Consider the following 8,724-nt stretch of genomic DNA (forward strand, 5'->3'; position numbering starts at 1 on the left):
GGTATCCAGGAGAGAGAGTTGTTGGCTGAGAGTTTGGGAGAGGGCGATCGCCCAAGCGTCCAGAGTATCCGGGTCTGAATTTGCCAGGTTTTCTAACAGTTCTGGGGGGTAGAAATTTTCCCATAATTTTAGGGCGATTTTCACCAGTTCAAAAGGCAGTTCAATGTGATCATAATCCCACACCTCACCATGAGGCAATCTCTGGGCTATTTTAATTAAAGCTGCGGTTTGTTCTTGCATTGTCAAGCATTCCAATAACTTAGGCTGTAGGCGAGTCCAGAAACTGATCAATGCCAACCATTACCCCAAAGGGGAGGGAGACTTAAATCTGGCTGGGGTGAGACTCAAACAGCCCGGTTTTCGGACGACCATAAAGTTAAGTAATTTTACGGTGTTTGATTTTCCCGAAAACCATTATAGTACACCATAGGAATTTAAATCAACCATTACTAAAAAATAGGAGCCATAAATGAGTGGTGAAAAACGACGGTATATTCAGGTTGAGGATCGAGAATTGCGACGACTGCGGGAACAGGACTCCAGGCTGCGATCGCTACAACAGGACCTCCCCGAACGGTTAAACTCCGTTCAACAGCAAGCCCAGCGGGAGTTTCAGCAACGCCTCGCCCCCCTCGAACAGCGAACCCAACGCCAGCAACAAGAAATTAGCGGACTGCGAACCGGAATTAAAGACTTGGAAACCCAGACCAACCTACGACTACAAAATCAGCGGCGGGAATTTCAGCAGAATATCCGAGAGTCCGAGTATCGTCAACAACAGCAATTACAACAGGAAGTCGGACGGCTAGAGTCTTCTATGCGGGAAGGCTTTACTCAGCAGCGACGGGAATATTTAGGATTGTTAAATAGTCAACGCCAGGAGTATCTGAATTTATTTCAACAACAGGATCATAAATTTACTCAACTGATAGCTGAGGAGCGACAAGCCAGACAACAAGGACAACAAATCCTTCAGCAACAGATTAATCAAGTAGTTGAGAATTTGGAGGCGGAAAGTCAGCGGAAACAACAGTTAGCAGTTGATTATTTTGCGGATGTTGACCAGGTTTGGAAACAGATTGATCGCGATTATCAACACCAACGTTTTTCACCGGGTAAATTAGCCGATTTACGTCGGGATTTAGACCTAGCAAATAGCAATATTCAAGCGGGGGTTTTTGAAGCAGCGATCGCCACTTGTCAGCAAACCTATCTCAAACTAGCAGACCTGCGGCTGGAACTGGAACAAAAACAACAGGAATGGCTATTTTATTATCAGGCGAGTTTAACTGATTTACGCAGTTTAATTACCGAGGTACAAGCTCACCGAGAATGTGAAGTAGAAGTCGGACAGGGAAGCGACGCGGAAACCTTCAAATGTGAGATTAACTACTGGACTAATGGGCGACTAAGCGAGTATGAAAACCAACTCAATCAGTTAGAAACCCAACTGGTGGAAGGAGAAGCCACCCTCACCACTGAACAGGTTAAAAATATCGGCGAAAATATTAATCAATTGCAGCCGATTTTCGGGGACATTATCGAACAGGCGAAACTTTCTATTTTAGGTTCCCAAATGCGGGCGGAAATTGCCGATCGCATTGTCGAAACTCTCGAAAATATCGGTTATACCCTAGTTGATGATACCTACGAAGGAGAAGACGAACGCAACGCCTTTGTAGCCAAGGTGAAAAATGTGGCTGGGGATGAGGTGGTAACCGTGATTAGTCCTGAGTCGGAATTTGGGGCTAATTCGGTTTCAATTAATAGTTTTAGCCAGACTTTAATCGACGAAAAAGCTACCCGCCAAAATGCCGAGGCGATTTTTAATATCTTGAATGAAGCGGGCGTTGAAGGCGTGGGTGATATAGAATGTAAACAACAGGCGAACAGTGAATATCAGGATATGAATGCAGTCAAAACGCGACTGAAAAAGCCATCTGTTCAGTCACCCCAATCGAAACCATCTGTTTCTTAACTCTCCTTTTCTGACCCCTTCTCCCCATGGTGGAGAAGGGTTTAAGAAGATGTCAATATACTATCAAATCATGGTTGAACGAGTCACCAATCAATTGAACCTCCAAACAGGCGATCGCTTTTTAGTTTTGTGCGGAACCGACACCGGGGATAGCTTCTGTAGCGACGATTTATTATTGCAAGATATCGAACAGGTTTTGCATCGCTATTTACACAGCCAAGGCTTTAATCGTATTGTTTTATATTCGGGAATTAACAAGCTGTATTTTCTCGATTATCAATCTCTGCAAAACGCCAGGGAACAGCCGAAAACCACGCCTCCGAGACCTTCCCCGTCCGAAATGCGAGTAAAAAGCGCCAGTCCTTTGGGGAAACGCCGCCGCTTATTGGGACGAGAAACCCCGACCAAACCGGAACCCCAACCCTCAGCAAATCGCCGTCCTGTCATGTCTGATATTTCATGTATAGGCTTATTTCAACACTTCATGGAAGATACCCGCTATCAAAGTGCGATTATCTTTTCTGATGTAGAAGATTTGCGGATGTTTGAAAACTGCCGAGAATTGTTTGGACGGATGGTAAGTTGGGGAAGATTCCCACCTACCAACCGCAATTTATGTGTGTTTATTTCCCACCATCATAGTCTACAACAGTTTCAAGATTTTTGCAACCATACAGGCTTTACTTTTTTGGGAAATTGGCTACAAAATAGGAGCGATCGCCAATTTAATTTAGTGCGGGTTTCTACCCCCACAGAACCCGAGTTAGAAAGCCTGTGGGATTATTTCCGACTGGTTCACCAAAAACCTGTAAATTGGGGCGATCGCTACCGTTTAATCTCCGCTATAGCCGCCGAAAATCAACCCCTAAAGACATGGTATAATCGCTTTAATACCGCCATCGAATTATCCCTAAATGTCGCCAAACAAAACCAGTGGTTATCGGGGGATGTCAGCGACATACCCGCCTTAGAACGCTTACAGGAATTGGTAGGTTTACAGAATGTTAAAACCGCCCTAAACCAAAAAATCCGGTCATTATCCAAGGCTCAAGAACGCCAAAAACAAGGCATCAACACCGACCCCCCTAGACTGCATTTAGTATTCAAAGGAAACCCCGGCACCGGAAAGACAACCGTAGCGAGATTAATGGGGGAAATTTATCGAGATTTGGGGTTATTGAGGCGGGGTCATGTAGTAGAAATTGGCGGGCGAGATTTGGTGGCGGGATATGTGGGACATACCGCAATTTTGACCAATGAAACAGTCGATCGCGCTATAGATGGGGTATTGTTTATTGACGAGGCTTATACCCTCACTCAAGGAGGTGAAAATGACTGGGGACGGGAGGCGATCGATACCCTGTTAAAACGCATGGAAGATGAACGAGGAAGGCTCGCCGTCATTGTCGCCGGATATCCCGACCTTATGGATAATTTTATCAAATCTAACCCAGGTTTGCCAAGTCGTTTTGCCACAGAAATTATTTTCGAGGATTATCAACCCTCCGAATTATTAACCATTTTCGGTCAACAGGTACAACGGGTTAAAAGTGCGATCGCCCCCGATTTAGAAGCACCTCTCAAGAACTTATTAACCCAGCTTTATGAGAACCGAGACAGCCATTTTGGGAACGCCAGAGAGGTAGAAAAGTTGTTTAATAAAATGGATGATTGTCACAGCGATCGCGTGATTAAACACGGTTTAAATCCCCTCACAGAACCCTTAACAGTCGCCGATTTACCCCCTGAGTATCGGGAACTCTCCCAACGGGGAACCGCCGACACAGAGAACCTAGAAAAACTCCTCGCCAAATTAGAAAACTTGACCGGGTTAGACTCGGTTAAACAGGATATCAAACAATTAATTAACACCCAAGCCGCCAATCAAAAATTAGCCAGTTTAGGGATGTTAGCCAGTAATGAAATCGAAACCCGTCATTTATTATTTACTGGAAATCCCGGCACCGGAAAAACCACCGTCGCTCGTTTAATTGGCGAAATTTATCGAGCCTTGGGACTGTTAAAAAAAGGTCAATTTGTCGAAGTAGACCGCACCAAATTAGTCGGACAATATATCGGACATACCGCCGAAAAAACCGCCCAGGTGATTGAGTCCGCCCTAGATGGGGTGTTATTTATTGATGAAGCCTACTCCTTATCTCGTGGGGGAGATAGCCGAGATTATGGACAGGAGGCGATCGATACTTTGGTTCCCATGATGGAGAATTATCGCGATCGCCTCGTGGTAATTTTAGCCGGATATTCGCGGGAAATGGCAGAGTTTATCGACAGTAACTCCGGCTTACAATCTCGCCTGTCTAAAACCATCGATTTTCCTGATTATAACGGTGCCGAAATGCACAGTATTTTTCTGGGAATGTGTCGAGAAAGCCGGCGAATTTGTCCCGATGACGTATCCGCGCGAGTCCGGTCAACTATGGATTTTGCCTATCAAAATCGTGGCCGAAATTTCGGCAATGGTCGCGATGTCCGCAATTTTTATGAACGGATGGTCAACAACTTAAAAAATCGCCTAGTCCGGGATGACTTAAACGGCGAGGATATGATCACATTTACCTGTGAGGATATCCCCAGTTGGGAGTGACCGAAAGAAACCAGATTTCTAGGATAATCTTTGCATCCCAATCAAGACTTGGTAAAGAAACCCGGTTTTTGCGATCGTCAATTTCGGGAGGCGATCGCATTTTGTCCCCCACTTTCCCACAGTGGGAATTAACCCTTAATGAAGTGTTGACAGCGAGTGGCATTCGTGAGTTATAATATATAGAATCATATCATAGCCCACCCAAATCACATTGATCGCCGTCGCTATCCGACATAAATTTAATATAAATGGGACGCATTTAATGCCCGCCAAAGATGTTTATCATGATACTGTTTGTATTGCTCTGATGAAAGATGGTTGGACAATCACTGATGACCCCCTGATTCTAAAGAGCGGGGAACGCTCGACCTTTATCGATTTGGGGGCTGAAAAACTAATTGCGGCCGAACGAGATCATGAAAAAATCGCTGTCGAAATTAAAAGTTTTTTGAGTCCTTCTCCAATCAAAGATCTGGAAAATGCCTGGGGACAGTTTTTTCTGTACGCCAGAGCACTTCAAAAAAAAGAATCAGATCGCAGTTTATATCTAGCGGTTAGCCGGAACACCTTCGATACTTTATTTCAAGAGGAAGCCGGACAACTGCTTTTAGAAGAACCAGATTTTCGGATGATTGTTTTCGACCCAAATAGTGAGGAAATCCTGCAATGGCAACCACAATTCAACCTATAGATAATTGGCGCAATTTACTGGAAAAAATTCTCCAAGATTATGCCGATATTCCCTATCGATATGGCGATGTAAAGACTTACCTGATTGTCAGTCGGGACGGCAACCATTTTATGCTGGTACACGAAGGCTGGGAAAATAATCGTCGGGTTCACGGTTGCATCGTTCATGCCGAGATTCGCGATGCCAAAATTTGGATTCATTACGATGGCATAGAAGATGGCATCACCGGGGAACTCGTTGCCGCTGGTGTTCCCAAAGATTGCATTGTCCTCGCCTTTCATCCTCCCCAAGTTCGGGAACATACCGGCTATGCGATCGCATAATTTTATCATTCCTTTTCCCGGAGCGATCGCATTTTGTCCCCCACTTTCCCACAGTGGGAATTAACCCTTAATGAAGTGTTGACAGCCAGTGGCATTCGTGAGTTATAATATAGAAAATCATATCATAGCCCACCCCGCATTAGATTCTTCCAAGAACCCCAAAATAATGCGGTTTTCAGGAATGCCTTTTTCCATCAAATCTTGAGTAATTCCAGCTTCCATACCATCATATTCAATCACAACTTTTCCTTCACGCAAAACAATATAGATGAGATTTCCTCGGACTCGTCTACCTCGATCCCAACCGACTTGCATCAGTGCATAATGTTCTTGTTTCTCATCAAATACCGTATCCAATCGAATCTCGCCATGAGATGGGCGCAGTTGTGCATATTCACAGATAACTTGTTTGACAATTTCGCGATCGTGAGTTAYGGTATCCATTGTTTAACCTCCGCTTTTTTACCATCAACCACTAAGAGATTTAAAGGAAGTTTATTAATCACCAGTTTACCAATTGTTTCACTGAAGATTGTCTCATATATGATATCCGTAACGCCCAGATAAATATGCCGTTCCGGATCTACTTCATTCAGTAACAGCCTATATAAACTATACTGTCCGATCGCTTGTTCTAAATCGGCGATCGCTGATAGTCCTCTAAATTCTTTGATTTCAATGGCAATACGGGTCCGATCTCGTCTGGCACCAATAATAGATCCTTTTGGCTGCGTCGGAAAATGCGATCGCCTCACACCCAGATCTACAAATAAAAATCGCTCCCCATAGGAAATCACATAAGGATCATCTGTAATTTCCCAACCATCTTTAATTATAGCTTGTTTGATAATATTATGAGTTGTATCTCTTCGAGGCATAATCCCCTAATATCTTGATGAACAGTCAAGCCAGTTAATTTTCAGTTTGAGTTTGAGTTGCTGTAGATTATTATAGCACCAATCCAGTCTTTACCGGGAGGCGATCGCATTTTGTCCCCCACTTTCCCACAGTGGGAATTAACCCTTAATGAAGTGTTGACAGCGAGTGGCATTCGTGAKTTATAACCGGGTTTCCGTGGACTAGGTAGGAGCCTGCCCTCACTGTGGGTTATAATACCAAAATAGCCGGGTTTCCCTCCGCCCGGTTGTCATGATTTATTGGGGTTGAGAATGATGGCGAAATGTCCCGTTTGTGAAACGGAATATACACCAAATGAGGTGGAAACCTGTTCGGTGTGTGGTTATGACCTGACACCCTATCCCCCTACTGATGAGATACCGTCGGGGTTTTGGGAGAAGGAGAAAAAACGCATTGCGGCAGCCAAGCGGGTTTGGCGATTGTCTCAGTCTCAGGTAGAGTCCGCACAGTTGATAGTCTCTCACCTGCAGTCTCAGTTAGATGAAACCACCCGGAAAATTGACGGTTTTACCCAATCTCAATCACAGCTAGAATCTCAGATAGAAGCGATCGCATCTTCTCAACTCCGGTCGCTACCACGGCTAGAATCACAGATAGAAGCGATCGCATCTTCTCAACTCCGGTCGCTACCACGGCTAGAATCACAGATAGAAGCGATCGCATCTTCTCAACTCCAGTCGCAATCACAGATAGAAGCGATCGCATCTTCTCAACTCCAGTCGCAATCACAGATAGAAGCGATCGCATCTCAACTACAGTCGATAACTGAAGCAGTGCAAGAAACTCCCATCGTGTCTTCTTCTTCTGGTTTTGATTATACCAAACTCAACAGATTATTGAAATCAGGCAACTGGAAAGCAGCCGACCAAGAAACGGCAAAGATGATGTTAGCGGTGGCTGGAAAAACCCAAGGGGGATATTTATACAAGGATGATATCAAAAACTTTCCTTGCGAGGATTTGCGAATCATCGATGGTCTTTGGGTTAAACACAGTAACGGACACTTCGGGTTTAGTATCCAGAAGCAAATTTACATCAATTGTGGGGGAAAGCCCGATGGNATCGCATCCAGGTAATACAATATGGTATCGGTTCCTGGACGAGGTAGGATGGCGAGTGAATAATAGGTGGTTGTCATGGAGCGAATTAACGTTTTCCCTCCGAGAGGCACCAGTGGGCCATCTCCCAGCCATCTCCCGGCACCTGGAAGCTGTACGAGTTCATCGGGGCTTGTATCGGGGCTACTTGTGGTTATTGTTTATTATCAGTCTCTTTGATAATTGTAACCTGTAGTATATAACCACTACTACAGGCACTTGTCAAGTTCTTTTTTTCGGTGTCTTTTTCACGGAAACATGGGCTTTTCCATGCGGGGGAAGTTACCGTGGAGAGTAAAGAAACCGGGTTTCCGTGGACTAGGTAGGAGCCTGCCCTCACTGTGGGTTATAATACCAAAATAGCCGGGTTTCCCCCCGCCCGGTGGCGGCGATTTATCGGGGTTGAGAATGATGGCGAAATGTCCCGTTTGTGAAACGGAATATACACCAAATGAGGTCGAAACCTGTTCCGTGTGTGGTTATGACCTGACACCCTATCCCCCTATAATTGGTGGGATACCGTCGGGGTTTTTGGAGAAGGAGAAAAAACGCATTGCGGCAGCCAAGCGGGTTTGGCAATTGTCTCAGTCTCAGGTAGAGTCCGCACAGTTGATGGTCTCTCACCTGCAGTCTCAGTTAGATGAAATGACCCGGAAAATTGACGGTTTTACCCAATCTCAATCACAACTCCAATCCCAGATAAAAGCGATCGCATCTCAACTCCAATCCCAGAATAAAGCGATCGCATCTCAACTACAGTCGCTACCACGGCTAGAATCTCAGATAGAAGCGATCGCCTCTCAATCCCAATCACAGCTAAAATCTCTGGTCAAAGCGATCGCATCTCAACTCCAATCCCAGAATGAAGCGATCGCATCTTCTCAACTCCAATCCCAATCACAGCTAGAATCTCAGATAGAAGCGATCGCATCTCAATCCCAATCACGCCTAGAATCGCAGATAGAAGCGATCGCATCTCAATCCCAATCACGCCTAGAATCGCAGATAGAAGCGATCGCATCTCAACTCCAATCCCAGAATGAAGCGATCGCATCTCAATCCCAATCACAGCTAGAATCTCTGGTCAAAGCGATCGCCTCTCAATCCCAATC

Annotated in this window: 7 protein-coding genes and 3 pseudogenes; 7 read left to right on the top strand and 3 right to left on the bottom strand. The window is 45.1% G+C overall.

Annotated features, from left to right (window positions below):
• Positions 1–240, bottom strand: a pseudogene (locus B9T16_RS22585) (hypothetical protein); the annotation flags it as partial.
• A gap of 229 nt (positions 241–469) precedes the next feature.
• On the opposite strand from B9T16_RS22585, the gene B9T16_RS22590 reads away from it, so the two are divergent.
• From B9T16_RS22590 to B9T16_RS22610, 5 genes are all read left to right on the top strand, one after another.
• Positions 470–1,978: a hypothetical protein gene (locus tag B9T16_RS22590; RefSeq protein WP_410245835.1), complete on the top strand. Its 1,509-nt coding sequence runs from the start codon at positions 470–472 to the stop codon at positions 1,976–1,978.
• 49 nt (positions 1,979–2,027) lie between these two features.
• A complete protein-coding gene (locus tag B9T16_RS22595) occupies positions 2,028–4,583 on the top strand; it encodes an AAA family ATPase (protein ID WP_410245836.1) in 2,556 nt (851 codons plus the stop codon).
• Positions 4,580–4,759, top strand: a complete 180-nt coding sequence (locus B9T16_RS22600; RefSeq protein WP_410245837.1) for a hypothetical protein — start codon at positions 4,580–4,582, stop codon at positions 4,757–4,759. Before B9T16_RS22595 ends, B9T16_RS22600 begins: the two co-directional genes overlap by 4 nt.
• Positions 4,760–4,845: 86 nt before the next feature.
• The gene (locus tag B9T16_RS22605) at positions 4,846–5,274 is read left to right on the top strand and encodes an element excision factor XisH family protein (RefSeq protein ID WP_410245838.1); all 429 of its coding nucleotides are present in this window, start codon (positions 4,846–4,848) and stop codon (positions 5,272–5,274) included.
• Positions 5,250–5,597 (top strand): XisI protein, encoded by a 348-nt coding sequence (locus tag B9T16_RS22610; protein WP_006616022.1) that lies wholly within the window; start codon positions 5,250–5,252, stop codon positions 5,595–5,597. Before B9T16_RS22605 ends, B9T16_RS22610 begins: the two co-directional genes overlap by 25 nt.
• A 117-nt stretch (positions 5,598–5,714) precedes the next feature.
• On the opposite strand, the gene B9T16_RS22615 is transcribed toward B9T16_RS22610, so the two are convergent.
• Entirely contained in the window at positions 5,715–6,041 is a 327-nt protein-coding gene (locus tag B9T16_RS22615; protein ID WP_410245839.1) for a XisI protein, read from the bottom strand.
• Entirely contained in the window at positions 6,029–6,475 is a 447-nt protein-coding gene (locus tag B9T16_RS22620; RefSeq protein ID WP_006615842.1) for a XisH family protein, read from the bottom strand. Before B9T16_RS22620 ends, B9T16_RS22615 begins: the two co-directional genes overlap by 13 nt.
• A gap of 291 nt (positions 6,476–6,766) precedes the next feature.
• Between B9T16_RS22620 and B9T16_RS22625 the strand changes: the two are divergent.
• Positions 6,767–7,808, top strand: a pseudogene (locus B9T16_RS22625) (GUN4 domain-containing protein).
• Between the two features lie 212 nt (positions 7,809–8,020).
• Positions 8,021–8,724, top strand: a pseudogene (locus tag B9T16_RS22630) (GUN4 domain-containing protein); the annotation flags it as partial.

Source organism: Arthrospira sp. PCC 8006 (assembly GCF_046480465.1).
Lineage (GTDB): Bacteria > Cyanobacteriota > Cyanobacteriia > Cyanobacteriales > Microcoleaceae > Limnospira > Limnospira platensis.